The following is a 26,591-nucleotide window of genomic DNA, read 5'->3' on the forward strand; positions in this document are numbered from 1 at the left end:
TAATACCATGTCTATCATTAGAAGAGCACTGATTCCCTTATTATGTATCCTGTTCATCTTCGGAACGATTGGATGCAGCGGACAAGGTACTGGAGCTGCTGAAAGCAGCCAAAAGGAAGGTTCATCCTATACGCCTGACAAACTGAAAATCGGGGTTATTCCCAGCGAAGACAGTGAAAACGTTGAATCCAAAATGGAGCCTTTAAAAAATTATCTTTCCAAGAAGCTTGGTATGGAAGTTGAAATCTTTGTGGCCAATGATTATACAGCTGTAGTAGAAGCAATGAGGAGCAAGCAAATCGACGTCGCCCATTTAGGACCTTTTTCTTATCTCCTAGCTACTGACAAGGCCAACGCTGAGGCTTTAGTGTCGAAGGTTGATGCAGACACTGGATTGCCAACGTATAAGAGCGTTATCCTTACACACAAGGACTCGGGAATCAAGACTCTTTCCGATCTTAAAGGTAAGACTTTTGCATTTATCGATCCGGCATCCACTTCGGGAAATCTGGTGCCTAGAAATGAATTGTTGAAAAATGGTATTGATCCGGAAAAAGATTTTTCCACTAGTCTATATGCGGGTGGGGGGGATGCTTCAGCCCTGGCCGTACAGAATAAAAAAGTGGATGCTGGCGCAACTTCCGATACTGTATATAAAGAAATGGTAGCGAAAAACCTGCTCCCTGATGTAGACATTCTTCATGAATCAGCTCCTATTCCAACCTCTCCAGTAGCAGTAAGAAAAGACTTGGATAGAGGATTGAAAGAAAAAATTAAACAGGCATATCTTGATATGGATAAAGAATCCCCTGAATCTTTGAAGGTTTTGGGACTGGATAAATATGGTGAAATAACAGATTCAGCCTATGATAATTTGCGGGAAATAGCCAAAGTATTAAATCTGGACCTTACTACAGTGAAATAGCCCTAATAAAACGGAGGAAAAAAATGATTGAAGTGGTGGACTTGGTTAAAAGTTATGGCCAAGAGACAATTTTAAATAATATTAATTGCTCATTTGCGAACAATGACGCAGTGGTTTTGCTCGGCCCCAGCGGGGCCGGCAAATCAACCTTGTTGAGATGCATAAACGGGTTGATTGAGGCAACTGCAGGCAGTATTTACATCGATGGAAAAAAGCTTCCAAGCAATAAAAAGGAAATACGCCTGTTAAGAAAAAATATCGGAATGATCTTTCAAAATTTTAACCTTGTCAAGCGGCTCACAGTGCTGGATAACGTGCTTTGCGGGCGCTTGGCCTATAATCCGACCCTGCCGTCTTTTTTCAAGATTTATAAAAAGGAAGACTATGAATTGGCTTTTCATTACCTGGAGAAGGTAGGATTGGCTGATAAACGGAACAAAAGAGCCGACAGCTTGAGCGGCGGGCAAATGCAAAGGGTAGCTATTGCCAGAGCCCTGGTTCAGCAGCCCAAATTACTGCTTGCCGATGAGCCGGTCGCCAGTCTGGACCCCAAAACATCCCATTCCATCATGGAGCTTTTGATGCAAGTCTATGAGGAAGAGAAATTAACCATGCTTATTACCTTGCATCAGGTGGATCTGGCTCCAAAATACAGCAAAAGAATTCTTGGCTTGAATTCCGGGAAAATCGTGGCGGATTATCGTTCCGATCAGGTCAATGCATCTGAATTGTACCGACTTTACGAGAACAGTCAGGAAACAGGTGAAGATAGAGTTCATAACAATGAGGAGCACAGACATGATTGATGATCAGAAGAATAGGATGAATAACGCGAAAAGGAAATTCCCGATATGGTTATCAACCATAGCTGCTCTTGTGTTATTAGGCTGGAGTGCCCAGCAGGTTCATTTTAGTATTCCCGATCTGATCAAAGGGCTCCCCAATATATGGGATTTTATCTCCAGATCCTTTCCTCCTGATTTCACACATTTGGGCAAATATTCACTTTCCGTTCTTGAGACCGTGCAAATGGCTCTTGTTGGTACTGTACTTGCCGTCATCCTTGCAATTCCGCTTGGAATAGGTGCGGCGCAAAATATCAGTCCACATCCTGTGGTTTACAATATTTGCCGCACGATTCTCAACACGATCAGGTCGATTTCAGAAATGATTGTGGCGTTGATTTTTGTAACTGCAGTGGGCCTGGGACCGTTTCCCGGTGTGCTGGCTCTTGCCATCCATTCGGCAGGAATGCTCGGTAAATTTTACGCTGAGGCTATCGAAAATACGGATAAAGGCCAGATCGAAGCTCTGGAAGCTTCAGGTGCCAATCGTTGGCAGGTTATCCGCTATGCCATCTGGCCGCAAATTTTACCGGAATTTATAACTGTAAACCTCTATCGCTGGGAAATCAATGTAAGGTCAGCAACCGTGCTGGGACTGGTCGGAGCCGGGGGAGTAGGATTTGAACTGACCAGTACGCTCCGTCTTTTCCGCTACCAGGAATCACTTACCATTGTGATCTTAATCTTGATCACAGTCATGATTTTGGATAAGCTGTGTGCAAAAATTCGACAGTATATTTTATAGGAGCTTCGAAGGAAGCAGCAATCAATAGAGAAGCCGGTGGTCCTGACGACTGCCGGCTCTTGCTTCTAAACGGATAACGTTATTTTCGTTTTGGAGAATGCGACTTAGCCTGTTCAAGTAAGTTGGATACGTAATCGGCTTTTTCATCCGAATAAGAGAGCAGTGTGGTATATCCTTTATGGATGGCGTTGAGTTTTTTTTCACAATATTGCTTGGCAGCATGCGGGTTATCTCTCAAGTAATTTCTGATGAGAAGGTTATTTACCCATTGCTCGCCATTGCAAATGACGACGGCAAGATTATAGGCATGTTCTTGGCGCTTTCGAAAATATAATCTTCCCTTTACACCAGTTTCTCCAAACCCTTCATAACCAAGTTGAAATAGTTTGTTGGTTACGGAGTTGTTTAACTCAAGCGTTTTCACGCCGATCAAAATATCAATAATCGGTTTTGCAAACATCCCTTGTACCGAGGTACTGCCGAAATGTTGAATATCGATGGCATCGTCTCCAAAAGCATTAGAAAGTTTTACTTTTTCATTTTGAAATAAAATAGGCCACTGTTCATCATAAGGAACTACACTAATAATCTCATCAATTCTCATCCCCAATTTCACTCCTTTTATTGGGTGCATTGTATCTCACAATTACACCCGATGTGTTCTCCTGTAAAATGAGGGAGTCATGCCCCGCTTCTGGCGGAATATGCGGCTTAAATAAAATCCGTTCTCGTATCCGCTCAGTTGGGCAATTTTGTCGATGCTGAGCGTGGTTTCTTCAAGCAAACGGCTTGCCCGGTTAAGACGATGCTCCGTTACGAAATCGGAAGGATTCACCCCGTAAACCGCCCGAAATCTTCTGGTTAGCTGGACCGGGGTCAAACGAAGCGAATCAGCCAGGCTCCTCATGTTGATCGTGCCGTATGCGTTAGCCAACAAGTGCTGACGCGCCTGCAGCATATCGGGATCGGAACTTTTCTGGCCTGTATCTTTATGAAGTTCCCGCTCCATCGCCGCCAATTGCCACAGGTCGTTCAACAAATGCTGCTTATGGGCCAAAGCGGCGGCCGGATCGCGTTGCAGCGCCAGCAGCTTCAGGTATCGGTAATTGGACGACAACCGTTCCGCATCCGAAATACGTACCTTTCCGCTACATAAATACTCCTCGGCTATTCCCGCTTCCGGTTCCCAACAGAAATGGAGAAAGTGAAAGGTAAGCGGACTTAATGTTTTTCGATGAAACCATGTATTCGGAGGGCAAATGACCATGTCTCCGAACCCTGCTTCTCCCTCGAGGTCACGTATGGAAAACGCGAATCTGCCATCTTCAACGGCAAATAGGGTCCAGTAAGGATAACTGTCGCGATCGAGTGTGAACTGGTCCTTTCGGTGCCAATAATTATGCATCATCAACCGCATGTAACCACCGTGATTCATACCGACCTCCGTCCTTCTGAAATAAAGTATATAGTCGATTGTAATATGGTGCATGTCATCTGAAAAGCGCTTGTTTTATGATGAAACCATAGATATCAAATGATACCGAAGGAGCGAATGGCATGAGGCAAGAGATCGTAAAGTCGGATATCGCGGTTGTCGGCGGCGGCCTGGCCGGGGTCTGTGCCGCCGTGGCCGCCGCCAGGCTGGGCAGAACGGTTTCGCTGATTCAAAATCGGCCTGTGCTGGGGGGGAATTCCAGCAGCGAGGTGCGGGTATGGGTTTGCGGGGCTACCGCGCACGGAACGCATCGCTATGCTAGGGAAACCGGCATAATGGGCGAAATGTTCCTCGAGAATCAGTACCGCAATATCGACGGGAACCCGTATTTCTGGGATTTGGTTGTCCTTGAGACCGTAAGGGCGGAAAATAATATCCGATTATTTCTGAATACCGATATTCATGAAATGGAGGCCGACGGAGACGAGAATAATCGGACGATCCGTTCCGTCACCGGCTGGATGATGGGCTCCGAGCGTAAAATCCGTTTTGAAAGCGATATGTTCCTCGACTGCACCGGCGACGGCCTGGTTGGATTTCTGGCCGGCGCCAAATACCGCGTCGGCCGCGAGGCGAGAGAGGAGTACAATGAAGATTGGGCGCCGATCACAGCCGATGAGGTCACGCTGGGCAGCACATTGTTGTTTTATACGAAGGACGTCGGCCGCCCTGTGAAATATACACCGCCCAGCTTTGCCAAAGACATCACGCAAACCGCGATTCCGATGAAGCGCGTTATTCGAAGCGGTGATAACGGCTGCGCTTACTGGTGGATCGAGTGGGGTGGTGAACTGGATACCGTTCACGACAATGAACGGATTCGCGACGAGCTATGGGCTGTCATTTACGGGATATGGGATTATATCAAAAACTCGGGCCAATTCGATGCCGAGAACATGACTCTGGAATGGGTCGGTTCGATTCCGGGGAAACGGGAATATCGGCGTTTGGTCGGCGACTATGTGCTCAATCAGAACGATATCGTCGCGCAGCGTGAATTTGAAGACCGCGTTGCATTCGGAGGCTGGTCGATTGATCTGCACCCGCCGCAAGGCATGTATTCTACGGAGAGCGGCTCCAAGCACCTGCATATGGATGGAGTGTACCATATCCCGTTCCGTTCCCTGTATTCTGTCAATGTGAGTAATCTTCTCATGGCGGGCCGCGATATTAGCGCCACACACGTCGCCTTCGGCACAACCCGCGTAATGGCGACGTGCGCTGTGATCGGCGAAGCGGCAGGCACCGGGGCCGCTTTAAGCGTGGAGAAAGGCATTACACCGCGAGAGCTGCATAACAACCATCTGCGCGAGCTGCAGCAAGTTATGCTGCGGCAGGACGCTTCGATCATAGGTTTGCGAAACGAAGATCAGGCCGACTTGGCGCCGCAAGCGAACGTAACGGCATCCAGCACATTGACCCGGATAGCAGTGGAAAAAGCGGCCGAAGTCTATCCGCTTACAGCCGATGTCGGTCTGCTCCTGCCGGCGGATCCGGATATTGACGGTATCGAATTATTGATCGATGCCGAAGCGGATTCGACGCTGGAAGCCGAGCTATGGAATACGGGCCGCGGTGAAAATTATGTACCGCATTCATATCAAACGGCTGCATCGGCGAAGGTGACAAAAGGAAAGAAGCAATGGGTCAAGCTGGATTTGTGCTGGAAACCGTCAGCTCCGCAAAATGCATTCATCATGATCAAAACAAATGAGATGCTTTCCCTGCATTTGTCCGATCAGCCGCAAACGGGCGTTCTCACCTTCCTCAAAGGTCCTAAGCCGATCGTATCTTCGGAGCTTGAGGATCATCAGCCTCATCAGCCTGTCGTGCAGTGGAGCATGCGGCCGTTTGTGCGCAAGCCGTTCTGCTTCCGTTTGCTGTCGCCAACGAAAGCATTTTCTCCGGAGAAAGCTGTAGACGGCTACCATCGTCCGTATGCGGGGCCGCATATGTGGTCATCTGCAGCCATGCAGGAAGGCTCGCCGGAGTGGCTGGAGCTGAGCTGGCCGAAACAGGTGAATGTACGAGCAATTCATATCACATTTAATGACGATGTAAATGAAGACTTGATTAATCTTCATCACCATCGCACGCCGTTTGAGGCAATCCCGGAATTGATTAAAGATTACATCGTGCAGGTCTACGTGAACGGCGGCTGGATTACGGTGGCGGAAGGACATCTGAACCATAAGCGCAGGCATGTGCATACATTTCTTCCGGGTTGTACGGCGGATCGAGTCCGCATAGCGGCGGTATCGACTAACGGCTGTCCGCGCGCCGAAATCGTAGAAGTTCGCGTATATGAATGATTCTTATTGGATGCTCGGACCTTTGGACTTTTCACCTTGTTAGCACTTGAGTAAGATAGGTGAAGGAAAACATTGTTTTGCGGATTAAATAACCCTTAAGGAGGAGCAATGCAGCAATGCTACAAAAATTCGGCTATTCACAATATGAAAGCAAAGTTTATGAAGCGCTCGTTCAGAGAGGGGAACCGCTGGATGCAACGACTGTTGTCAAATTATCCGGCGTTCCCAAGGCCAAAATTTACGAAGTGCTAACCCGTCTGGCGGAAAAAGGCCTCGTGCTCGATGCGGTATCCGGCAAGAAGCGTACGTATGCCGCGCTCCCTATGGACAGCGTCATCGATAAGCTGAAGCGCGAGTTCGAACGAGACATTGCGGAGCTGCGCGAGACAGGCGTCCGCAAAACCTATCGGGATGACCAAATATGGAGCTTAAAATCGCATGCCTCCATTCAGGCCTATTGCAAGCAGATGGTAGAGGAGGCGCAGGAGTCTATCGTGCTTTCCATGTGGAGCGACGAATTCGCGGAGTTCGCTCCGGTGCTGGAACGAAAGGAGCGGGAAGGCGTACAGGTTGAGGTACTCGTTACGGGAAAAGATACGCCGATCGTCAGTATTTCGAAGCTGCACGTTTTGTGCCCCTCTGCCGACCATGAACACCTGGAGCGCTTTACGCTGCTTGTTACGGACGGAGACCAGGTGTTGTTTGCAGGCATGGAGCAGGGGAACTGGCAGGCAATCCGGACGATGGCTCAGCCATTCGTCACTTTTTTTACAGAATATTTCCAACACGATGTGGCGCTGACTGCAATTACGCGCAAATACGCGCCGGATTGGATGCAAGACGAAGAACTGAAATCGCTCTTGATGAGACTGCGGTATTGATCGTTGTGGTAATCGGCGCTATGCGCTGCGGGTAAGCGAAAAGACTGCGCAGCCGAGTGCGGCCAGAGCCAGAAGACCGCCAACCCAGAAATTGTTCGCCACCGAGCTCGTTTCGATGATGACGCCGCCAATCAACGATCCGCACGCGATACCGAGGTGCATGATGGACGAGTTTAAACTAAGCTGAACATCAGCCTCCTCCGGGGCGGTCTGGATCAGGTACATTTGCTGAGCCGGGGAGATGGCCCAACTGAGCGCGCTCCAGACCATGACGACAGCCAGAAACATGGAGAATGAGACTTTTGCCGCCAATGGAAGCATGAACATGGAGCAGGCGAAGCATGCCGTAATGACGATAAGCGCCTGCCTTGTGCTCCAACGGTCGGAAATCCAGCCGCCCAAACCGCCGCCCGCTACGGCCGCGATACCGAACAGGAAGTAGACGAGACTCAGAATTCCGGGACTGACCGGAAAGAGCGACTGTACGTAGGGTGCCAAGTAAGCATACAAGGTCAAATGTCCCATCAACAACAGAAACGAGATGAGTTGGCCACTGACAATTTTGCCGTTCTTGAGCAAAGCAAGCTGCTTGCGCAGGGGAACGGCCTTTTCCGGTGGTGACTTGTGGAAAAATACGGAGATGCCCACGATCGCTAAAGCGCTCATTCCGGCAATCAATAGAAACGGCGCTCGCCAACCGTAAGCGTCGCCTATCGTCATTCCAATCGGAACGCCCAGAACGAGCGAACCGCTGATGCCCATATAAATGATGCCGATCGCCCGACCGCTGTACGAAGGAGGAACGAGCCGGGAAGCGAGCGTGATGGACAGGACAATGATGACGGCTCCGCTCATGGCGGACAATGCGCGAGCGGATAAAATCAGGGCGTAACTGGAACTCAAGGCAACCAGCACGTTGGATAACAGGAATACGCCTAAACTGGAAAGATATAACGTCTTTCGTTCCATTTTGGCAGTCAGGTTCATGAGGATCGGGGCCGATAAGGCAAATGCGATGGAATACACGGTAATAAACTGACCCGCTGCGCTGACGGAAATGTGCAAGTCCGTCGCAATTAATTCCAGTATGCCTCCTACGATAAGTTCGACTGTACCGACAACAAAGGCGACAGCGGCCATCAAGATGATGCGGAAATTCAAATAGACACATCCTTTACTGTGATGAAAGTTACTACTATTATAGTAACCCTTATCGAAGGTGTGCAATGAAAAGATTTCATACATATCGGCTGCTACAAAAGCACGCAAGCGCAGGTTCGTTCTCTGTCGTGGCTGCAACGGATGAAAAGCAAGATCACCCTGCAGGTTCATCAATTTGACGAGTTTCATCCTATGGATTAAATTAAGCTTAAACAAAAAGCAGGGAGATTGGGATTGTGAGAAAAGGAAACTTGGAGCTTCTGAAAAAAATAAACCGGGATCTCGTACTGGAAACGATACGCTCCCAACAGCCGATCAGCCGCGCGAAAGTCGCGCAGCGCTTGAACTTCAGCCGTTCAACCGTCTCCTCCATCGTCGATGAATTGATTGCCAAGAAGTTCGTGGTGGAGACCGGGCTCGGGTCCTCGACCAGGGAAGGCGGGAGAAGGGCAATCGAGCTTGGGTTCAATCCGAAGTCCGGTTTCGGCGTCGGCGTCGAGCTGGTGGCGAACGGACTGCTTATCTGCATTACAGATTTGGACGGGAACATTGTGTGGAAGGAGCGCTCAGATGCTGGCAACGACTTCAAGACGATTTATGAGAGTATCCTTGTGAGCCTGGATAAAGCGTCAGTATCAATGGATGCCGTAATCGCGATCGGGTTTTGCATTCCCGGCCTCACGAACAGTAAGAAAGGAATCGTCGTGGACGCGCCGGAGTTTGGCTGGAAGGATGTTCCTTTCGTTGATGAGATGAAGAAGTATCTGGACAAGCCCCTCTATGCAAACAACGATGTGAACTGCGCGGCTCTCGGTGAACGTTGGGTCGGCGGGGCGAAGGACCTGGAGGACTTCATCTACATTTCTATCGGACCGGGATCCGGCGTCGGAAGTGCGATCGTCGCGAACGGGAACTTGGTGCATGGCAAAGATTTCATGGCTGGAGAAATCGCATATCTGATTCAGGAGGAAGATGTGTCCCGCAATCAAGTGAACGTGGCCGGACAATTCGGGGTTTTCGAGAAAAAGATTTCAGGCAAATCGCTTGCCGAGAACGAGAGCTCGGTGCAAGCTCTTTTTCAGGGGTATGCGCAAGATGAGCCGCGATCCGTTCAAACGGTGAACCGTTTCGTCACCCACCTGTCCATTGGAATCGCTAACATGGTCAGCCTGCTTAATCCCGAAAAGGTAATTCTCGGCGGTGAAGTGGCCGGATATCTGAATCCCTTGTTGGACGAAATTCAATCCAACGTAGGCCGGATGACCCCGATTCGAACGACGGTGGAGATTTCACAAATAGGGGCGGAAGCTGGCGTTCTCGGGGTTGTCGCATACGCCTTCGATCAGGAACAGAACGTCATTTAGAAGGTGCTGCTCGTTCATTCGCTTGCTTCATAGCGCGGCAGGTTCGTAAATCCAATACGAACCCGCCGCGTTTTTTTATATTGACATCGTTATGAAAACGGTTTATTATTCGTTTTAGTTAGTACGTGCTCAGTACAAACTAACTTCAAAAAAGCGGAAATTGGGGTGCCGACAGGGTGATTACATGGTGAAGAGAAACGAGACACAGTCGTCTCAAGCTGAACAGTTGTACAGTGTCGGAGTCGATATCGGCGGAACGAAGATCATGATTCTGATCGCCAATCAAGCCGGCGATATCCTGTACCGAAAGAAAGTGAACACCTCCGGCGAATTCGACGTCATCTCCGGGCACATTACGGAATGTCTGCGTACCGCGGCCATCTCGCTGGATCAAGTGGCCGCCATGGGCTTCGGCGTTCCGGGCATCGCCAACAGCGAGGAAGGCACCGTTATCGAAGCGCCTGCGCTTCAGTGGAATCACGTTCCGTTTCGGGAACGAATGCAACGGTACTTTGACAAACCGATCTTCGTGGACAACGATGTCAACTGCGCGGCTCTGGGCGAGAGGTGGCTCGGTTCCGCGCAGAATTTGAACGACTTCGTGGTGGTGGCGATTGGTACGGGCGTGGGAAGCGCCATCATATCCAACGGTTCGCTTGTGAAGGGCAGCAATCACATGGCCGGGGAAGTTGCATACCTGGTCTTGGAACAAGACGTTCTGGGCAACGGCGTCAATGCCTTCGGCGATTTCGGACAATTTGAGAAGAAGATCTCGGGAGTGGCCTTATCGCAGTATGGCACGCTGCCTCATGAACTGTTCGAGCAATACGCTCGTGGCGATGAGAAGTCGATATCGATTATCCAACAGTTCGTATCGGATTTGTCGATTGGCATTGCCAATATGGTAAGTCTGCTGAATCCCCAGAAGGTGATCCTCTGTGGTGGGGTCTCTCAATCGTTGTCGGCGGTGCTCGAACTGATTCGCACGACGGTGTCAAACTTGACGCCGATTCCGACTACGATCGAATTGACTTCCATCGGGGAGGAAGCGGGGGCAATCGGAGCGGTCGCTCTCGCGTTTGAGAAGGCAGGCATGATTAGAAAAAAGGAGGATCAACATGGAAACGCATATCGCACGCAATTACCATGAAATGTCGGAGCAAGCCGCCGAATTGATTATTCATCAAGTTAGGCAAAAGCCCGACTCGCTGGTGTGCTTCGCCGCCGGCACTACGCCGCTCGGTACGTTATCCTGTTTGGTGGAAGCGGTTCACAGCGGGAGGATAAGCTTCGATCAGTGCCGTTTCATCAGTCTGGATGAATGGGTTGGCCTCGGTGCTTCGGACGAAGGCAGCTGCCGGCAGACGCTTGACTCCCATTTCTTCGAACCGTGTGGAATTCAGGAGCAAAACATCCATTTCTTCAACGGAACCAGCGGCGATCTGGAAGCGGAATGCAAGGCGATGGACGATTTCATTCAGGCTCACGGGAAGATTGATCTGTTGCTGCTGGGAGTCGGAGTAAACGGCCATTTGGGCTTCAATGAACCTCACGTCGATGTCGAGCTGTATTCGCATGTGACGGACCTCGCCTCCGTTACGAAGCAAGTTTCCGTGAAATACTTTCCGGAACAGACGAATGTGCAAAAGGGAATTACGCTGGGGATCAAACATTTGATGCAGGCGAGTACGGTGATTTTGATTGCGGATGGAGACAAGAAAGCAGAGATCATGAGAAAAGCTCTGTTTCACGAAATTACCAGCGAGGTGCCTGTTACGGTTTTGCGGCAGCATCCGAATGTATATGTTTGCATGGATGAAGCGGCGGCGGCCCTCGTTCGCTAAAGAGCGCTTCCACAGCCTACTGCAACGAACGCAACAATGAATCCGAGATGATCAGGGGGTAACTCTAATGTCCAAAGTGAAAGCCAGTCTGTTGTTCGGCCTTCTGTCCGTCATGCTCGTCAGCCTGGTTGGTTGCGGTTCCAATAACGCGGGCAGTGCGGACACTTCGTCCGGTTCAGGTAAAATTACGCTGACCGTCACTTCCTCCATGACCGACGAAGCCCGCGTCAACATCATGAACGAAACCATCAAGATCTTCAACCAGACGCATCCGGATGTCACCATTGAGTACAGCCCGAGCGCGTGGTCCGAATACGCCCAAAACCTGAAGCTGTCGTTCAATTCCGACTCGGGGCAGGATATCGTCTACGTGGACGATACGATGCAGCAGATGCTGCAAAAGAATAACTACTTGATGGATATTACCGGCGACGTAAAGAGCCGAGGCTGGATCGACAAGGAAGTGGACGGAGCGATCGACTTCCAGAATGCAAGAACGCCCGGCAAGTACTACAGCGTGCCATTTGCGACGGCTCCCGTCGTCGTTTATTACAACAAGGACATTTTCGCTAAACTGAATCTGACGCCGCCAAAGACAATGGACGAATTTAACGCGATTCTGGCCAAGGTCAAAGAAGCCGGCTACGTTCCGATGGAGAACGGCGGCATGTCCAACATGCCGAAGATGTGGTCGGTATTCCACATGCTGTACAATCAAGCGCCGATGGACGACATTAAGCAGTTCTACTTTCAGAAAGGAATTACGCCCGAATTTGAGAAAGCGTTTACCTCAGCTCTGAATCAGGTCAACGAATGGGAGAGAAGCGGATACTACCGGCAGGAAGACGCTTCGATCGACGGCAGCGCAGTGCCGTCGTATTACGCAAAGGGGCAGTCCGCGATGGTGCTCGGCGGCAACTGGGACATCCCGAATTACGAGGGCACAAATGTGCCGACCGGCGCGTTCGCGTTCCCGAAGCAGGATGCAAGCAGCAAGACGCACGCGATCGTCAACGCGACGGACGGCGGCTGGGCGGTGAATGCGAAGCTGAGCGAAGAGAAGAAGCAAGCGGCACTGGACTTCATTGACACGTTTATGAACCCGGACGTCGTCAAGCTCTGGTATGAAGGCGGTACTACGCCAACGATCAAAGCGGACATGTCGGGTGCCCAAGCCTCAGATTTGAAGAAAGAAGTCGACCAAGCGATTCAAGGCACCCAAATGGGCTTCTTCCTCGACAATGCCGTTCCGGGACTGTTTGATATTGTGAACAAGCAGCTGCAATTGATGTCTTTCCAGAAAAATACGCCTGAACAGTCCTGGCAAGAAATCAAGCAGGAATACGAAAAGCTGTCCGTGGCAGCGCAAGGGCAATAGACCTTCGGGTTCATGGTTACGTTGTCCTTTGGCCCCCTCCGGGGCTGAAGGACATCCATTCTGTAAGATGAGGTGATCCTTGTGAGACAAGAAGCCATACCCCGGCGGAGGCTCACGTTCAAACGAAGGAGCCCGGAGAAGACCAATCCGCTCGCGTATTTGTTCCTTCTCCCGGCGTTTGCGATGGTGGCCATCTTCATGATCTGGCCGGCCCTGCAAACGTTCTATATCAGCATGACGAGCTGGGACGGGCTCAGTCCGAAGAAGTTCGTTGGATTGCAAAACTATATCCATCTGTTTACCGACGAGCCGATGTTTTTGCAGGCGATTAAAAACACGCTGCTATGGGTCGTCGGCGGCGCGACGATTCCCGTATGGCTGGGTCTTATTTTCGCCAGTTTCCTGGTCCGGGGCAAGATCCGATTCACCAAATGGTTTCAGATGGGTTTCTTCTTCCCGCAAATCATCTCTTCCGTTATCGCCGCTGTGATCTGGAAGTGGATTTACGACCCGAGCTTCGGGCCGCTGTCCGCGATTCTCGATCATATGGGCATCGCACGGCCGGTCGCGGGTTGGCTCGGCAATCCCGATCTCGTCATGTACGCGCTGTTTGTAATTTTTGTATGGGGCAGCTTCGGCTATACAACGATGATCTTCACCGCGGCGCTTCAGGGCGTGGACTCACAGCTGTACGACGCCGCCAACATCGACGGCTGCGGAGCGTGGGGCCAATTCCGCCACGTCTCGATCCCAGGCTTGAGGCAAACGGTCACAACGGTTGTGATCTTGATGACGATCGGTTCGTTCAGCGTGTTCGATATCGTCATGGCCACGACCAAAGGTGGTCCAGGGTATAGTTCGTATGTCATTTCGTATTACGTTTACACGCAAGGCTTTATCGTCAATCGACTGGGCTTCGCTGCGGCGGCATCGATCGTTCTGACGCTGTTCGTTCTCATTGTTTCGAGAAGCATCATCTGGATCAGGGAAAGGGATCAATAGCTTATGACAACAACTAGATCTTTGCTTATCCGACGCATGCTCGTTTATGTCATCATGATTTGTACGGTCTTACTGACGTTTTCTCCGTTTCTGCTCGTCATCAGCACGTCTCTGAAAACGATGAATGAAATCAACATCCATGGTCCACTGGCTCTGCCGCAAATTTTTCATTGGGACAATTATTCCCGCATTTGGGAAGTCGGCAATTTTGTGACCTATTATAAGAATAGTGTGATCGTAACCGTTGTGGTTGTCACGTTCGTCGTACTGCTGTCCCTGCTCGGCGCTTATCCGCTCGCGTATATGAAGTTCAAGGGTAAGGGGATATTCTTTCTGGTCGTGCTCTGGGGACTTACGGTTCCTTTGGATCTGATCATTATTCCGCTGTTCAACAATTTGAAGTCGATGGGGTTGCTGAATACGATCTGGTCGCTCATCTTGCCGCAAATCGCGATGAACATCCCGTTCTCGATTTTCCTGCTGAGAGGGTTCATGAAGGATATCCCGTATGCCCTGCTGGAATCGGCCCGGATTGACGGCTCGACAGAAGTGAAAAATTTGTATTATATCATCATGCCGATGTTGTATCCGCCAATGGTGTCCCTGATCGTTTTTACGGCGATCGGAACCTGGAACAACTTTATGCTTCCGACGATCTTGATTCAGAACGACCAATTACGCACGCTGCCGGTCGGCCTGAACTATTTTCAAACCAAGTTTACGATGGACTATCCCATGATTGCCACGGCTGCCGTCGTCTCGGCGCTCCCGGCTGCTATCGCGTACATCGTCTTTCAGCGGAACATCATTTCAGGCGTGATGGTAGGAGCTTTGAAGGAATAAATTACAAAGGAGTTCGATTATGATGAAAAAGATGAAGATTGCTTTAATCGGAGCAGGAAGCGTGTCGTTCGCACTGGGAGCCTTGCAGGATATCGTGCTGTCCGCGCGGCTCAGAGATGAAGTGAAGCTCGAGATCGCACTCATGGATATTAGCGAGGAGAACGTTAACCGGACGCATCGATATGCAAAAGAAATGTTTGATTCTTTCTCCCATCCAGCCGCCATCTGGCAGACGACCGATTTGGAGCCGGCGCTGCAGGGCGCCGATTTCGCCATCGTCGCGATTGAGGTCGACCGGTACTTCTACTGGTCCCAGGATTTTCACATTCCGCGCCGCTACGGCAGCAAGCAAATCTACGGGGAGAACGGCGGGCCGGGATCGATGTTTCATACGCTCCGCAACCTTGGACCCATGCTCGAAATTGCCCGGACTATGGAGAAGGTGTGCCCGGACGCTTGGTTCATCAACTACACAAATCCTGAAGCGAAGCTGGTCGAAGCCCTTTCCAAGCTGACCTCAATTAAAATCGTCGGGCTCTGTCACGGGTTGGATATGGGCATTCATCAATTGTGCGAGTTTCTGGAGCGGAAGCCGGAAGAAATCGGCATCGAAGGCGGCGGCTTGAACCATTTCGGCTTCTTTACGAAGATTTGGGACAAGAAGACGGGCGAGGATCTGTACCCGCTGTTCCGCGAGAAGGAGCAGAAGGCGAACCGTCTGGCACAGTTCGATCATATCGGGCTGTCGAGAGCGATGTATCACATTTACGGCTATTATCCATACCCGGGGACGAACCATTCCGGGGAGTATATCTCTTACGCGGACGATTTTTACGCCGGGTTGTCGCTGCAATACCGTTATAATCCGATTCGTGAGCAGCTGTGGAAGAAAGGTTCAAGAACGCCGGATTTCGTCTATGCTGCGAGCGGCAACAGCCTGGACAAAGGACTGTTCGACAGCGTACAGTCTCAGGAGAGTTGGGTTGAACAGGCTTACACATTCGATAAAGAGAAAGTTAGCCCGAGCAACGAATACGCCATTCCGATCATTGAGGCGATCTTCTTCGATGACGAGGTGCAGATCAACTCCGTCAATTTGCCGAACAATGGCGCCATCCGCGGTCTTCCTGATGATATGGTGATTGAGACACAGGCGATCGTGAACGGGCAGGGCATCGTGCTGAAGCCGATGGCCGTCGAACTGCCGACGGCGGTGATTGGCACGATCCACATTCAAGGCACCATTCACAAGCTGCTGCTCGAAGCGTTCGTTGAGAAATCGAAGACGAAGCTGCTGCAAGCGATCCTGCTCGATCCTAGCGCGCCGACTTATTATCAGGCCTGCGCGATGATCGACGAGATGTGCGAGCTGCAAAAGGATATTTTACCCGCCCTTGAATGGGTGTAATCCGGGAGAGAGGCCAGACGATGAATGATGATCGATTGCAAGAGTTGCTGGCGTCGATGACGCTGAAGGAAAAGTTCGGACAGCTGACACAAATTACGGGTGAGCTCTACGTCGGCCAAGTCGAGGAGGAGATGGTCGAGACGGGACCAGCGTACCCGCAGCATATTCTGGATGAAGGGACGATCTACACGATCGGCAGCGTCATCGGCGCATCAGGCGCCAAGACGACCAACCGGATTCAGGCGGAGTACCTGCAGCGGTCCCGGCTGAAGATCCCTTTGCTCTTCATGCACGACGCGATTCACGGCTACAGGACGATTTTCCCCATTCCATTGGGACTGTCCTGCAGCTGGGACGAACGGCTCGTGCAGCGGGTGGCGGAGGAGACGGCATCCGAGCTGCGGGCGGCCGGCATCCATGTCAACTTCTCGCCGATGACGGATCTGGTGCGGGACGCTCGCTGGGGCCGGGTGATGGAATCGTTCGGCGAGGACCATTTGCTGTCCGGTGACCTGGGCAAGGCCATGATCCGGGGGTATCAGAAAAACAGCGAGGGACAAATTCCGCCGGCCGGTGTGGCGGCCTGCCTGAAGCACTTCGCTGCTTACGGTGCGGGAATCGCCGGGAAAGATTACAATACCGTCGACATGTCGATGCGGGAGTTTTTCGAGTACTACGGCAAGCCTTACGAGATCGCGTTGCAGGAGCGTCCGAAATTCGTCATGAGCTCGTTCAACGTGTTCAACGGGGTTCCGGTAACGGCCAGTCCGGTGATGCTTAAGGAGATTCTGCGAGGCCATTACGGATTCGAAGATCTGGTCATCTCCGACTGGGGCGCGGTGACGGAGCTGCAGAGGCACCGCGTGGCCCGGGACGGACGGGAAGCGGCTGAATTGGCGCTGGGTGCGGGTATCGACATCGAAATGGTCTCGACCCATTACCTGGAGCATTTCGAGGCGATTGTCAAAAAGCAGCCTGAATTGCTGAAGGATGTGGATGCGGCCGTTCTGAAGCTGCTGCGGCTTAAAAACGAAATGGGTTTGTTCGAAAATCCATATGCGGACGAAGCCGCGGAAGATGCTGTTCTTCTGAACTCGGCATCCCTGGCGCTTGCCGAAGAAGCGGGCATCCGAAGCAGTGTCTTGCTAAAAAACGAGAACAAGACGCTGCCGCTCCGTCCGGAGCATCGCAATCTCGTCCTCGTCGGACCGTTCGCCCGCACCCAGGAATTGCTTGGCAACTGGTCATGTAAAGGACGCTTCAGCGATGTTGTGACGCTGGAGCAGGGCTTGAAGCAGGCCGATGGCTCGCTGTCGGTTGCCGCCTTCGAAAAGTTGGAGGATTGCCCGCAGGACGTGCTGGCCCGGTGCGATTACATTGTCGTCACCGTCGGCGAATATTGGGAACGAAGCGGGGAGGGGCACAGCAGTGTCAAACTCGAACTGGAGGAAGAACAGAAGCGGTTGATTCGGGCTGTAAAGGCAACCGGGCTGCCTTATGCATGCATATGTTTCTCCGGTCGGCCGCTGGCGTTGCAGGATATCGTCGACGATATGCCGGCGCTGCTGTGGTCCTGGTACCCGGGGACGAGGGCAGGAGCGGCCGTCGCGAAGCTGCTGACCGGCCAGGCGACCCCGAGCGGGAAGCTGACGATGTCGTTCCCGCGCGCTTCGGCGCAAACGCCGATCTATTACAACGAGTACAGCACAGGCCGGCCCGCCAACGCATCCAGCTACAGTAGCCGGTATCAGGATTGCGACATCGGCCCGCTGTTCACATTTGGCCATGGGCTGACCTACACTGGAGCGACCTACTCTGACTTCGCTATATCGGGCCGCCGTATCACGGAGACCGAGGATTTGAAGGTGACTTTTAAGATTAATAATCCCAGCCGCTACGACTACCCGGAGACCGTCATCCTGTATATCGAAGATGTGATATCCAGGGCGGTTCGTCCGGTACGGGAGATGAAAGCTTACCAGGTCGTTCCGGTTCCGGCCAACGGTTCCGTGAACGTCGAGATGTCCATCTCCCTTGAAGATTTAAAATATTTGGATGCCGATTTGCGTCGGACGGTCGAACCCGGAGAATTCCGGATCTACGTGAACGATCTTGAACGTCCTGTTTTTACGATCGAGTACTGAGCCATGAAGCGTCGGAGACAATTTTCTGTCTCTGGCGCTTTATTTCTTTTCGTAAACCATTTTAGTTAGGATGCCGGCTATGCTGAAAAGGTCTATTGACAGATGAATCCAGTGGTCTTATAGTATGTTATATGACTAACATACTGATAGGGTGAGCTAATGATGGTTATCTTTGATGACAGCCAGCCAATCTTCCAACAAATCGCCCACATGATCGAAGATGATATTCTGAACGGAACTTACCGGGAGGACGATCAGATTATTTCTATGGCACAATTTGCGAGTACCTTTCAAGTAAATCCGGCAACTGTGGTGAAAGGCATCTCTTTATTGGTTAATGAAGGGATTTTATACAAAAAAAGGGGATTGGGCATGTTTGTTGCAGCTGAAGCTAAACAGATTATTATGGGGAAACGACGGCGCAGATTTTACGATGACTTAATTATGAAGTTGCTTGATGAGGCGGATAAACTCGAACTAACTACAGAAGACATTATTGATATGATTCGACGAGGGAAGAGGAGCTGAATGACCTGTGACCGCCATACTTACTTGTACGAACGTAAACAAAAGCTACGGAAATAAAAAGGCTGTTCACAATTTGGATTTGAAGCTGGAGGAAAACACCATATACGGATTACTTGGCCGAAACGGAGCGGGAAAAACGACGCTGCTCAACATGATTTCCGGTGGATTGTTTCCCGACAGCGGCGAAATCGAGATCGCAGGATCGCGATTATATGCGGGGGATACGCCTTCGGATACTTGTTATGTAAGGGAAAAGAACCTCTTCTTCGGAGGCGCCAAAGTCATAGAAACGCTTGAGTGGGCATCCGTCTTTCATAACAACTGGGATTGGAGCATTGCCAATAAACTTGTAAAAACGTTCAAGATAAACCCGGACCAAAAGATACGGCAGCTTTCCAGAGGGATGGAGTCGCTCCTCGGCATCATTATTGGTTTGGCGAGCCGAGCGCCGCTTACCATCTTTGACGAGCCTGTGCTCGGACTTGACGTTCTCATGCGGGAGAAATTTTACCGCATTCTGATGGAGGATTACGCCGAGAATCCGCGAACGATACTTCTATCTACACATTTGATTGACGAGATCGCCAGCGTGGTAGAGAGAATTTTTATTATGGATGCTGGAAGCATATTGTTGCATGACGACGTGGACAAAATCCGAATTAACTCCCATTTGATGAGAGGCAGCAAAGAGGCCATTGGGAAATTTACGAACGGAAAACGCGTGATTTATCAAGAGTCGTACGGCAGCGGTGCCCTTGCAGCGGTATATGACAAGATTGGGGAAGAGGAAAGAGCTATGGCAACCAAACTGGGAATATCCATTGACGGACTGCCGCTGCAAAAGTTTTTTGCATATTTAATAGAAGAGGGCGAACATGATGAATAAGTTGATGGTACTATTGAAGGCTTCTTTTTCGCAGCTTCGAATTTACTTATTATGCATTACGGGTATAGTTGCGGCAAACGTTATAGCCAGTGTGATTGTGTACCTGTCTCTTGGTGGCGAGCACCAGGACGATGTGTCTGTCGCTAATCTGTTTACGATATTCCTCATTTTTGTGGCAAGTGTCCTTCCTGTCAGCTTTTTCAAGAGAATTATCAATTTAGGCGCATCGCGCAAAGAGTATTATGTCGGGGTATTGATAATTTACACAATATGGTCTGCTGTGTTCTCTTTGTTCAACATATTATGGTTGCAAATTGAAATTGGGATCATCCGGAAATATGAACATACCCTTAACATTCTTGAGATATTTCATTGGGATCAATTCGGTTTAGTCGGTATGTTTGTTTACCAGTTCGGGGCTTATATGATGCTAATGTCATTGTTAAATCTGCTGTTTTCTGGATTGCGGCATTTCGTAGGATGGATTATCTGGGCATTGCTTATTGCGGCGATACCGATTGGGACGTCTCTCTCCTCTCTCCGGCCTAAGGTGGCAGAGGGACTCCTAACGCTGCTCTTTAACGATTCGCTACTTCAGGGGTTTGGACTCACGTTCTTATTCAGCTGTATATTTCTGGCAGGCGGTTGGTTGTTTACCAGGAGACGGACGATCTAAGAGTTAATCCATTTGAATGGGAATCAGATCGAAAACCATATTACCCTATTTGCAAATATTGATTGGATTATTCAATCAACAATTTTTAATAGGCAACCGGATGTATCCGGCCTCCGTCTCAAGACGGGGTTCCAACCTGTACCTCAGCCCGTATGCTCTTTTCGTTAAATCGTCTATCATAAAATTAACGGAAATAAGGAATTCACATAGAAATATTATTTCAGTTTGACAATTTCTATGAAATTCGTCGATTAAAATAAGAATGAGGGATGGATGGATCAATGTTGCTTCGTTTATGCAAATCTTCAATGCAGGCGGCCTGGATGGTTTGGGAAAGAGCGTTCGATTGGATTTCACGCTTTCGCGGCTCGCACACTTCGCACTTTGGAATTTGCAAAGTCATGATTAAGAAACACCGAGGGGAGAGCATCGTCTGTGCGGACTCCACCATCATCGATAAAGGCGATCTGGTCGGGGAACTGCATCTCAATAATGAAACGATTCTGACACTGATCAAATCCGAAGGCTCAGACCGCGCGGCCCTCATGACGGCCCGGCTTACACGGAAATCCATGCAGCAGATCAGCGAGGCGTTCGCAAGTCAGCCGGAGTTCAGAGAGGTGAAGGCGTTAGTCGGCATTACGCTGCTTCATCGTGGTTTGACACATGGCCTTGGTTTCGAACAACAACCGATGAAGTCCGATCTGTTGCAACGCATAACAACGGCTTATCTCCGGTTATTGTTATCCGTCATGCACCCTGAGGGCAAGAAGCGGATTGGCCGCAAGACCGAACAATTGATACCGATGATGCTGATTCACTCCCGCAGCTCGCTGAGGAACCGATTTATGAGGGTGAAGAGGCTGTCCGTTCCAGAGGAATTATGTCTACCCAATTCAAGCTCCAATTCATGAAAACAAAAGATACTAAGAGCGTGGTGAGTAAGTTGCTTTTCATCATGCTCTGCTACAAAGGCGGGATAGGCATTCATGGATAAAGTTATGGAATTTTTACAGAACTTCGGAGCGACGGGACTTTTCATCCACGCTATGCTCGATGCGATTATTTTCCCCATCCCGGCGTTCTTCCTGCAGCTTTCTTTAAGCGCGGTGCAGCCGGAGTCGGCTTTATGGCTCGCTACGGTTGGCTTTGCCGGAAGCCTGCTTGGGACACCGATCGGTTATGGGATCGGCAAGGTGTCGGGAAAGCATGTTTTGGCCAGTGTAATGAAGAAAAAATGGCTGGATTCGGCAAGCGACTTATTTGCCCGCCGCGGCGAGGCCGCAATCCTGATCGGATCATTCACTCCGATCCCGTTTAAAATATTTACGATTTTATCCGGATGCATGAATTATCCGTTATGGAAGCTGCTCAGCTATGCGGCCATTGGCCGGGCGGTGAAGTTTTATGTAGTCGGTTTTCTCTTCTTTATATATGGCCGTGCGGCGGAGAATATGGTGAATCAAGTTCTCACGATTACGCTGGTGGGCGTTGGCGCAGCGATTGCGGCAATATGGTTCTTGATACGGAAGCTGTACGAGCGGAGGAAGATAAGGGATGAACATCAATCGATCGAAAAAACAGGGAACGGAGGCGGAAAGCAGGATGCAGTGGATAAGGCGAATTGATCAAACGATGTTCTTCTGGTGCAACCATCGGCTGAGCAGTCGGGCCCTGGACCGATTGTTCGGATGGATTACCCATTTGGGCGGAGCTTTGTTTACCATCATTTGCGCAGTGTCCTTGGCATGGTTCGCTGAGGGGGAGTTGAGCAGAATCGGGCTGCAAAGCTTGATCGCACTGGCTGTTAGCCATATCGTTGCTGTCCTGATTAAGAGAAAGGTGCGCAGAGACCGGCCTTTCCGCAAGCTGGAGCAGGTGAAGGTAGGCAAATTCCCGTTGAAGGATTATTCCTTCCCATCCGGCCATACAACCGCTATTTTCGCCCTGGTTACACCTTTTATGTTGGCCTCATCGCTGTCAATTATGCTTGTCTTGATGGGTCTGGCCTTGTTGGTGGCCATATCCCGGGTTTATTGGGGCTATCACTATCCGATCGATTGTGTGGCTGGTGGGATGGTCGGATTCCTAACGGCGGTGCTGGTTGTTTTGTTTATACATAGTTGAATTTCACGAGGGAGGTGATTGTTGATGAATAGCATGAAACGGGAAAAGCTGCTGATTCTGTCCGGCGCACTCGGGGATGGACATATGCAGGCGGCCAAGGCGATTTTGGAGGCATCGGTGCTGTATAAATTGGAAGTAGAGGTGGTCGATTTCATGGAATGGATCCATCCCCGCATGCATGTGGTTGAACGGTATTGCTTTCTGCAATGGGTGAAGCATTTTCCTTCTTCCTATGGATATATGTATCAGAAGACCCGGACGGACAGTGCACTTACTTTCTTCCTGAAGCATTTTCTCACGACCAGTCTGCAGCGGCTGCTCAAACTTCTGAACGAGGAACAGCCGACGTTGATTGTCAGTACGTTCCCGCTGGCATCGGCCGCCATTTCCTTGCTTAAGGAAAAAGGGATGACGGATCTGCCTGCGGCAACGGTCATTACCGACCATTCCGATCACAGCTATTGGATACATCCGTCTACGGATCTGTATCTGGTTGGCTCCGAAGGCGTGCGTGCAGCTCTGCAGAGAAAAGGCGTTGCTGATCACAAAATCGCTGTAACGGGCATCCCTGTTCGCCCATCCTACAGTCAGTCCGACAATAAAGACCGGCTGCGCGAGAAGCTGGCTTTGGCTCTTGATGCCTTTGTCGTGCTGGTGATGGGCGGCGGCAGCGGGATTATCGATAAATCCTTCATCGAGCAAATGCAATCTGACTCTTTTCCCCCTAACGTGCAATTTGTCATTGTATGCGGACGCAATGTGAAGCTGCTGCACCGCCTGCGTGAAGCGTTGGGAGACAGGGATAACGTCATGCTGACAGGCTTCTTGGAGGGAATCCATGAATGGATGGCGTCCGCAGACGTATTGATTACCAAGCCGGGCGGACTGACGACCTCCGAAGCGCTGGCGCTTCAGCTTCCCATGCTGCTGCTGGAGCCACGGCTGGGGCAGGAAAAGGATAATGCTGATTATTTGATTCAAGCGGGAGTAGCGTATCTATGTCAGATTGACAATCTGCAGGATCAGCTCCAGCGGCTGGTTCAGCAGCCTTCCCTATTGGAAGAAATGAGGGAGAAGGCAGGGCTGTGCAGACAACAGGATTCCGCCAGACATGCGGTCATGCAAATCCTGAGCATGCAGAGCGATACACAGGAAGAAAAATGGGTTTGCTCCTTGCAGCAGTATGCTTAAGCTTTATTTTCGCTAAGGGGGATAAAGACGTTGCTTGTTAAATATTTGTTGATTGGGCTGATAGGCTTCATCAGCCTGTATATGCTAATCCCTAGTTTTCTACCGCGAATAATGAGATTTGGTGCCTTTCGCAAGGGAACGACCAAGAACCAGGTAGCATTCACGTTCGACGATGGGCCGCATCCGAGATATACACCGGAATTATTGGATTTATTGCAGGGTTATCAAGTGAAGGCCACATTCTTCGTGCTTGGCTCGCAGGCGGAGCTGCACCCGGATCTGATCAGAAGAATGCATCGTGAAGGTCATCAGATTGGAATCCACAATTACGATCACACCTCCAATTGGCTGATGCTTCCCTGGACGGTGCGGCGTGATCATATGGAACGGACCGCAGATATTATTGAATCCATTATCGGAAAAAGGCCGGATCACTATCGCCCGCCGTGGGGGCTCATGAATGCTTTCGATTTCTTTCATCCCAAATCGTACCGCATCGTGCTCTGGTCCTTGAAGGCGGGGGACTGGCGCAGCAGAAGCTGCCGCAAGAAGCTGAAGGCAACGTTGCTGAACGGAATTACGGACGGATCTGTTATTTTGCTGCATGACAGCGGAGATTCGCCGGGAGCGGACCGTCACGCGCCATATTTTATGCTTCGGGCTCTGGAGGAAGTGCTGCATCAATTACAGGGACGCAACTTGCAATTCGTTCGTCTTGATGAAATGGCTTGATAAGTGAAATGAGGTGACAATAGTGGAACAGGAACCGCAAATTTTAATTTTAACGGCCGATTACGGAGAAGGTCATCATTTGTTTCCTGGGGCAAGTCCCTTAAGAAGGAGTGGAATATGATGAGCGGGAGGAGCGCGTTCAAGCTTTCTGCTCTGACGCTGTTCACGGTGCTTTTTTGCACAGAGTTTGTCCGAAGCGCTTTCTTGTTCTCGTTCCTGCCGAACTTTGCCGTCAACGAGTCGGGGCAAACCGTTGCTTTGGTCGGTCTTGCCGTCTCGCTTCATTATACAGCCGATACGCTGATTAAATGTGTGGCTGGATATTTGCTGGACAGGTTTTCGCTGCGCTGGCTGCTGCCGGCCACTTTCGTCCTGATGCTGTCCGGACTAGCCGCCGTGTTCTTTAGTCCGTATGCCTGGGGGCTCGTTGCCGGTTCCGTGATGCTTGGGATGGGAGCGTCGCCTATATGGCTCATTTGTCTGGAGAAAATCCGGCTGACGGAGCGGGCGGCCCAGATGGGGGCGATATATACCGTGTGGCTGGCCTGCATCGGTCTGGGGCCGGTCACGATCAATCTCACCTTCGATTATGGCTTCGAACCTGCTTTCCAGCTGATGGTTGCGCTGCTCGCCATCGGCTGCATCGCATCGTTCGCGATTAACAGTACAACCCCCTTGCATCTCCAGAACGTCAGCTTTGCCGAACAAGCGGCAGGACTGCGAAGAATGCTCGTTCAGCTGAAATGGCTGCTGCCAGGCATGGTCCTGCAGATGACCGCCGCGGGAGTGCTGCTGCCGATACTGCCCGGTTTTGCCGCTGATCATCTCGGTCTGAGCCAGCCGCAATATTCGCTAATGCTCATATTGGGCGGGGCCGGCGCGATGCTGTTTCTTGTCCCGATGGGGAAGCTGGCCGATCGATGGGGGCACAAGCAAATGCTGGTTGCCGGTTTCGTATCGCTTACGGCCGTATTGGCTCTGTTAGCAGTATCCATGCCGCCGCCTGTATTAACGATGCTGTTTGCCTTTATGCTGGGATTGTCTTACTCAGCCGTGCTTCCCGCCTGGAATGCGGTGCTGTCGTACCTTGTTCCGGAGGATCAGAAGGGGACCGGGTGGGGAGTACTCTCCGGGATTGAAGGGCTCGGCATTATGATTGGCCCGGTCATCGGGGGATGGATAGCCAGCCAGTATACGAATGCCGCTGCCATTAGTATCAGCGCTGCTTTGCTGGCGGTTCTTGCGCTTTTTTATTTGATTTTGCCGCAAAACAAGCTTATCTCAGCTGGCGGGACTTTGCAGCACAAGAGGGAGAATGCTCATGGACCTGATCGGGTTAGTTGAACAATTGTTTCACGAATATGGATACCTGGTCCTGCTCATCGGCTTGCCGCTGGACTTCATCGCGCTCCCCATTCCGCCGGGCAACAGCACCTTGGCCTATACCGGTTTCTTAGCCTCTAAAGATGTGCTTCACGGGCTGTCGGCTATTGCGATGGCCCTGGCGGGATCGATTATAGGGGTCACCATCACGTACGTGATTGGCTACAAGGTCGGTATGCCTGTGATCGAGCGTTACGGACGCTGGCTCTTCCTCAAGCCGGAGCTAGTCGAGAAGACGCGCCGCTACTATGACAAAAACGGGGACCGGTTGCTGCTGGTCAGCTTCTTCATTCCTGGAGTCAGGCAGTTTATCGGCTATTTTATCGGCATTATCCGGGTGCCGTACCGCAAAGTGTTCCTATATGCCTATACCGGGGTCGCTCTATGGGTCATTGCATTTTTCTCAATCGGCTATTTCTTCGGGGAGCAGTGGCAATATATGTTCAGCATCATTGAGCAATATTTGAAGTTCTTTTTTATCGGAGCGGCTGTTCTCGCGGGGGTGTGGTTGCTGGTTCAAGTTCGAAGCGCGAGGGGGAATCGCAGTAAAGGGAACGTAAGGAGCGGAGGGAAGTGAATCCTATTAAGCCCCCTAATTGGATTGGAGAGTATCTAGGGAAATAAGGTACTATTTATTTAGGGGGGAGCACAAGATGAGACAACGAAATAATGCGTTTAAAGAAGTTCGTTATAAAGTAGCCCAAGAAGCACTCGCTGGAAT

Annotated in this window: 26 protein-coding genes; 23 read left to right on the forward strand and 3 right to left on the reverse strand. The window is 50.7% G+C overall.

The window, feature by feature from the left end; genetic code table 11:
- Positions 1-7: 7 nt before the first annotated feature.
- From phnD to phnE, 3 genes are read left to right on the forward strand one after another with little or no spacing between them, the layout of a single operon-like run.
- Positions 8-925 (forward strand): phosphonate ABC transporter substrate-binding protein, encoded by a 918-nt coding sequence (gene phnD / locus ACI1P2_RS25015; protein WP_355324415.1) that lies wholly within the window; start codon positions 8-10, stop codon positions 923-925.
- A gap of 23 nt (positions 926-948) precedes the next feature.
- Positions 949-1,731: a phosphonate ABC transporter ATP-binding protein gene (phnC, locus tag ACI1P2_RS25020; RefSeq protein WP_355324418.1), complete on the forward strand. Its 783-nt coding sequence runs from the start codon at positions 949-951 to the stop codon at positions 1,729-1,731.
- Positions 1,724-2,515 (forward strand): phosphonate ABC transporter, permease protein PhnE, encoded by a 792-nt coding sequence (gene phnE, locus ACI1P2_RS25025; protein ID WP_355324421.1) that lies wholly within the window; start codon positions 1,724-1,726, stop codon positions 2,513-2,515. Before phnC ends, phnE begins: the two co-directional genes overlap by 8 nt.
- A 79-nt stretch (positions 2,516-2,594) precedes the next feature.
- Here phnE and ACI1P2_RS25030 read toward each other — a convergent pair whose 3' ends face one another.
- Positions 2,595-3,119: a GrpB family protein gene (locus tag ACI1P2_RS25030; RefSeq protein ID WP_355324424.1), complete on the reverse strand. Its 525-nt coding sequence runs from the start codon at positions 3,117-3,119 to the stop codon at positions 2,595-2,597.
- A 42-nt stretch (positions 3,120-3,161) separates the two neighbouring features.
- Entirely contained in the window at positions 3,162-3,950 is a 789-nt protein-coding gene (locus tag ACI1P2_RS25035; RefSeq protein ID WP_355324427.1) for an AraC family transcriptional regulator, read from the reverse strand.
- A gap of 122 nt (positions 3,951-4,072) precedes the next feature.
- On the opposite strand from ACI1P2_RS25035, the gene ACI1P2_RS25040 reads away from it, so the two are divergent.
- Positions 4,073-6,322: an FAD-dependent oxidoreductase gene (locus tag ACI1P2_RS25040; RefSeq protein WP_355324430.1), complete on the forward strand. Its 2,250-nt coding sequence runs from the start codon at positions 4,073-4,075 to the stop codon at positions 6,320-6,322.
- Positions 6,323-6,438: 116 nt separating this feature from the next.
- Positions 6,439-7,203 (forward strand): TrmB family transcriptional regulator, encoded by a 765-nt coding sequence (locus ACI1P2_RS25045; protein ID WP_355324433.1) that lies wholly within the window; start codon positions 6,439-6,441, stop codon positions 7,201-7,203.
- A gap of 18 nt (positions 7,204-7,221) precedes the next feature.
- On the opposite strand, the gene ACI1P2_RS25050 is transcribed toward ACI1P2_RS25045, so the two are convergent.
- Positions 7,222-8,364 (reverse strand): MFS transporter, encoded by a 1,143-nt coding sequence (locus tag ACI1P2_RS25050; RefSeq protein ID WP_355324436.1) that lies wholly within the window; start codon positions 8,362-8,364, stop codon positions 7,222-7,224.
- Positions 8,365-8,600: 236 nt separating this feature from the next.
- Here ACI1P2_RS25050 and ACI1P2_RS25055 point away from each other — a divergent pair, with 236 nt between their 5' ends.
- The 18 genes from ACI1P2_RS25055 (at position 8,601) to ACI1P2_RS25140 (ending at position 26,447) form a co-directional block, all read left to right on the forward strand.
- Positions 8,601-9,728: an ROK family transcriptional regulator gene (locus tag ACI1P2_RS25055; protein ID WP_355324439.1), complete on the forward strand. Its 1,128-nt coding sequence runs from the start codon at positions 8,601-8,603 to the stop codon at positions 9,726-9,728.
- A gap of 184 nt (positions 9,729-9,912) precedes the next feature.
- Complete coding sequence (locus tag ACI1P2_RS25060; RefSeq protein ID WP_355324442.1) at positions 9,913-10,878, forward strand: ROK family protein; 966 nt, start codon at positions 9,913-9,915, stop codon at positions 10,876-10,878.
- Positions 10,847-11,572, forward strand: coding sequence for a glucosamine-6-phosphate deaminase (locus ACI1P2_RS25065; RefSeq protein WP_355324445.1), 726 nt, complete (start codon positions 10,847-10,849; stop codon positions 11,570-11,572). The genes ACI1P2_RS25060 and ACI1P2_RS25065 overlap by 32 nt, the downstream gene beginning before the upstream one ends.
- Positions 11,573-11,639: 67 nt before the next feature.
- Positions 11,640-12,950: an ABC transporter substrate-binding protein gene (locus ACI1P2_RS25070; RefSeq protein ID WP_355324448.1), complete on the forward strand. Its 1,311-nt coding sequence runs from the start codon at positions 11,640-11,642 to the stop codon at positions 12,948-12,950.
- An 81-nt stretch (positions 12,951-13,031) separates the two neighbouring features.
- Complete coding sequence (locus ACI1P2_RS25075) at positions 13,032-13,952, forward strand: carbohydrate ABC transporter permease (RefSeq protein ID WP_355324451.1); 921 nt, start codon at positions 13,032-13,034, stop codon at positions 13,950-13,952.
- Positions 13,953-13,955: 3 nt separating this feature from the next.
- Complete coding sequence (locus ACI1P2_RS25080; RefSeq protein ID WP_355324454.1) at positions 13,956-14,795, forward strand: carbohydrate ABC transporter permease; 840 nt, start codon at positions 13,956-13,958, stop codon at positions 14,793-14,795.
- Positions 14,796-14,814: 19 nt separating this feature from the next.
- Positions 14,815-16,203, forward strand: coding sequence for a family 4 glycosyl hydrolase (locus ACI1P2_RS25085; protein ID WP_355324457.1), 1,389 nt, complete (start codon positions 14,815-14,817; stop codon positions 16,201-16,203).
- 20 nt (positions 16,204-16,223) lie between these two features.
- A complete protein-coding gene (locus ACI1P2_RS25090) occupies positions 16,224-18,347 on the forward strand; it encodes a glycoside hydrolase family 3 N-terminal domain-containing protein (RefSeq protein WP_355324460.1) in 2,124 nt (707 codons plus the stop codon).
- Positions 18,348-18,506: 159 nt separating this feature from the next.
- Entirely contained in the window at positions 18,507-18,875 is a 369-nt protein-coding gene (locus ACI1P2_RS25095) for a GntR family transcriptional regulator (protein ID WP_355324463.1), read from the forward strand.
- Between the two features lie 7 nt (positions 18,876-18,882).
- Positions 18,883-19,761 (forward strand): ABC transporter ATP-binding protein, encoded by an 879-nt coding sequence (locus ACI1P2_RS25100; protein ID WP_355324466.1) that lies wholly within the window; start codon positions 18,883-18,885, stop codon positions 19,759-19,761.
- Positions 19,751-20,437 carry a hypothetical protein gene (locus ACI1P2_RS25105; RefSeq protein ID WP_408976346.1) on the forward strand — a complete coding sequence of 229 codons (687 nt, stop codon included), beginning with the start codon at positions 19,751-19,753 and terminating at the stop codon, positions 20,435-20,437. Before ACI1P2_RS25100 ends, ACI1P2_RS25105 begins: the two co-directional genes overlap by 11 nt.
- 281 nt (positions 20,438-20,718) lie before the next feature.
- A complete protein-coding gene (locus tag ACI1P2_RS25110; protein ID WP_355324472.1) occupies positions 20,719-21,351 on the forward strand; it encodes a YkoP family protein in 633 nt (210 codons plus the stop codon).
- Positions 21,352-21,438: 87 nt separating this feature from the next.
- Entirely contained in the window at positions 21,439-22,065 is a 627-nt protein-coding gene (locus ACI1P2_RS25115) for a YqaA family protein (RefSeq protein WP_355324495.1), read from the forward strand.
- On the forward strand, positions 22,043-22,564 hold the full coding sequence (locus ACI1P2_RS25120; RefSeq protein ID WP_355324475.1) for a phosphatase PAP2 family protein: 522 nt from the start codon (positions 22,043-22,045) through the stop codon (positions 22,562-22,564). The genes ACI1P2_RS25115 and ACI1P2_RS25120 overlap by 23 nt, the downstream gene beginning before the upstream one ends.
- Before the next feature lie 24 nt (positions 22,565-22,588).
- Positions 22,589-23,755: an MGDG synthase family glycosyltransferase gene (locus tag ACI1P2_RS25125; RefSeq protein ID WP_355324478.1), complete on the forward strand. Its 1,167-nt coding sequence runs from the start codon at positions 22,589-22,591 to the stop codon at positions 23,753-23,755.
- A 30-nt stretch (positions 23,756-23,785) separates the two neighbouring features.
- On the forward strand, positions 23,786-24,487 hold the full coding sequence (locus ACI1P2_RS25130) for a polysaccharide deacetylase family protein (protein ID WP_355324481.1): 702 nt from the start codon (positions 23,786-23,788) through the stop codon (positions 24,485-24,487).
- Positions 24,488-24,607: 120 nt separating this feature from the next.
- On the forward strand, positions 24,608-25,831 hold the full coding sequence (locus ACI1P2_RS25135) for an MFS transporter (RefSeq protein WP_355324484.1): 1,224 nt from the start codon (positions 24,608-24,610) through the stop codon (positions 25,829-25,831).
- Positions 25,809-26,447, forward strand: coding sequence for a DedA family protein (locus ACI1P2_RS25140; protein WP_355324487.1), 639 nt, complete (start codon positions 25,809-25,811; stop codon positions 26,445-26,447). Before ACI1P2_RS25135 ends, ACI1P2_RS25140 begins: the two co-directional genes overlap by 23 nt.
- Positions 26,448-26,591: the final 144 nt, after the last annotated feature.

The sequence above is a fragment of the Paenibacillus jiangxiensis genome, assembly GCF_046098255.1.
GTDB lineage: Bacteria > Bacillota > Bacilli > Paenibacillales > Paenibacillaceae > Paenibacillus > Paenibacillus jiagnxiensis.

What these genes read in the sequence shown, in the direction of transcription:
- phnD (WP_355324415.1), top strand. Translation starts at nt 8, where the DNA reads ATGTCTATCATTAGAAGAGCACTGATTCCCTTATTATGTATCCTGTTC.
- phnC (WP_355324418.1), top strand. Translation starts at nt 949, where the DNA reads ATGATTGAAGTGGTGGACTTGGTTAAAAGTTATGGCCAAGAGACAATT.
- phnE (WP_355324421.1), top strand. Translation starts at nt 1,724, where the DNA reads ATGATTGATGATCAGAAGAATAGGATGAATAACGCGAAAAGGAAATTC.
- ACI1P2_RS25030 (WP_355324424.1), bottom strand. Translation starts at nt 3,119, where the DNA reads ATGAGAATTGATGAGATTATTAGTGTAGTTCCTTATGATGAACAGTGG.
- ACI1P2_RS25035 (WP_355324427.1), bottom strand. Translation starts at nt 3,950, where the DNA reads ATGAATCACGGTGGTTACATGCGGTTGATGATGCATAATTATTGGCAC.
- ACI1P2_RS25040 (WP_355324430.1), top strand. Translation starts at nt 4,073, where the DNA reads ATGAGGCAAGAGATCGTAAAGTCGGATATCGCGGTTGTCGGCGGCGGC.
- ACI1P2_RS25045 (WP_355324433.1), top strand. Translation starts at nt 6,439, where the DNA reads ATGCTACAAAAATTCGGCTATTCACAATATGAAAGCAAAGTTTATGAA.
- ACI1P2_RS25060 (WP_355324442.1), top strand. Translation starts at nt 9,913, where the DNA reads ATGGTGAAGAGAAACGAGACACAGTCGTCTCAAGCTGAACAGTTGTAC.
- ACI1P2_RS25065 (WP_355324445.1), top strand. Translation starts at nt 10,847, where the DNA reads ATGGAAACGCATATCGCACGCAATTACCATGAAATGTCGGAGCAAGCC.
- ACI1P2_RS25070 (WP_355324448.1), top strand. Translation starts at nt 11,640, where the DNA reads ATGTCCAAAGTGAAAGCCAGTCTGTTGTTCGGCCTTCTGTCCGTCATG.
- ACI1P2_RS25080 (WP_355324454.1), top strand. Translation starts at nt 13,956, where the DNA reads ATGACAACAACTAGATCTTTGCTTATCCGACGCATGCTCGTTTATGTC.
- ACI1P2_RS25085 (WP_355324457.1), top strand. Translation starts at nt 14,815, where the DNA reads ATGATGAAAAAGATGAAGATTGCTTTAATCGGAGCAGGAAGCGTGTCG.
- ACI1P2_RS25090 (WP_355324460.1), top strand. Translation starts at nt 16,224, where the DNA reads ATGAATGATGATCGATTGCAAGAGTTGCTGGCGTCGATGACGCTGAAG.
- ACI1P2_RS25095 (WP_355324463.1), top strand. Translation starts at nt 18,507, where the DNA reads ATGATGGTTATCTTTGATGACAGCCAGCCAATCTTCCAACAAATCGCC.
- ACI1P2_RS25105 (WP_408976346.1), top strand. Translation starts at nt 19,751, where the DNA reads ATGATGAATAAGTTGATGGTACTATTGAAGGCTTCTTTTTCGCAGCTT.
- ACI1P2_RS25110 (WP_355324472.1), top strand. Translation starts at nt 20,719, where the DNA reads ATGTTGCTTCGTTTATGCAAATCTTCAATGCAGGCGGCCTGGATGGTT.
- ACI1P2_RS25115 (WP_355324495.1), top strand. Translation starts at nt 21,439, where the DNA reads ATGGAATTTTTACAGAACTTCGGAGCGACGGGACTTTTCATCCACGCT.
- ACI1P2_RS25120 (WP_355324475.1), top strand. Translation starts at nt 22,043, where the DNA reads ATGCAGTGGATAAGGCGAATTGATCAAACGATGTTCTTCTGGTGCAAC.
- ACI1P2_RS25125 (WP_355324478.1), top strand. Translation starts at nt 22,589, where the DNA reads ATGAATAGCATGAAACGGGAAAAGCTGCTGATTCTGTCCGGCGCACTC.
- ACI1P2_RS25135 (WP_355324484.1), top strand. Translation starts at nt 24,608, where the DNA reads ATGAGCGGGAGGAGCGCGTTCAAGCTTTCTGCTCTGACGCTGTTCACG.
- ACI1P2_RS25140 (WP_355324487.1), top strand. Translation starts at nt 25,809, where the DNA reads ATGGACCTGATCGGGTTAGTTGAACAATTGTTTCACGAATATGGATAC.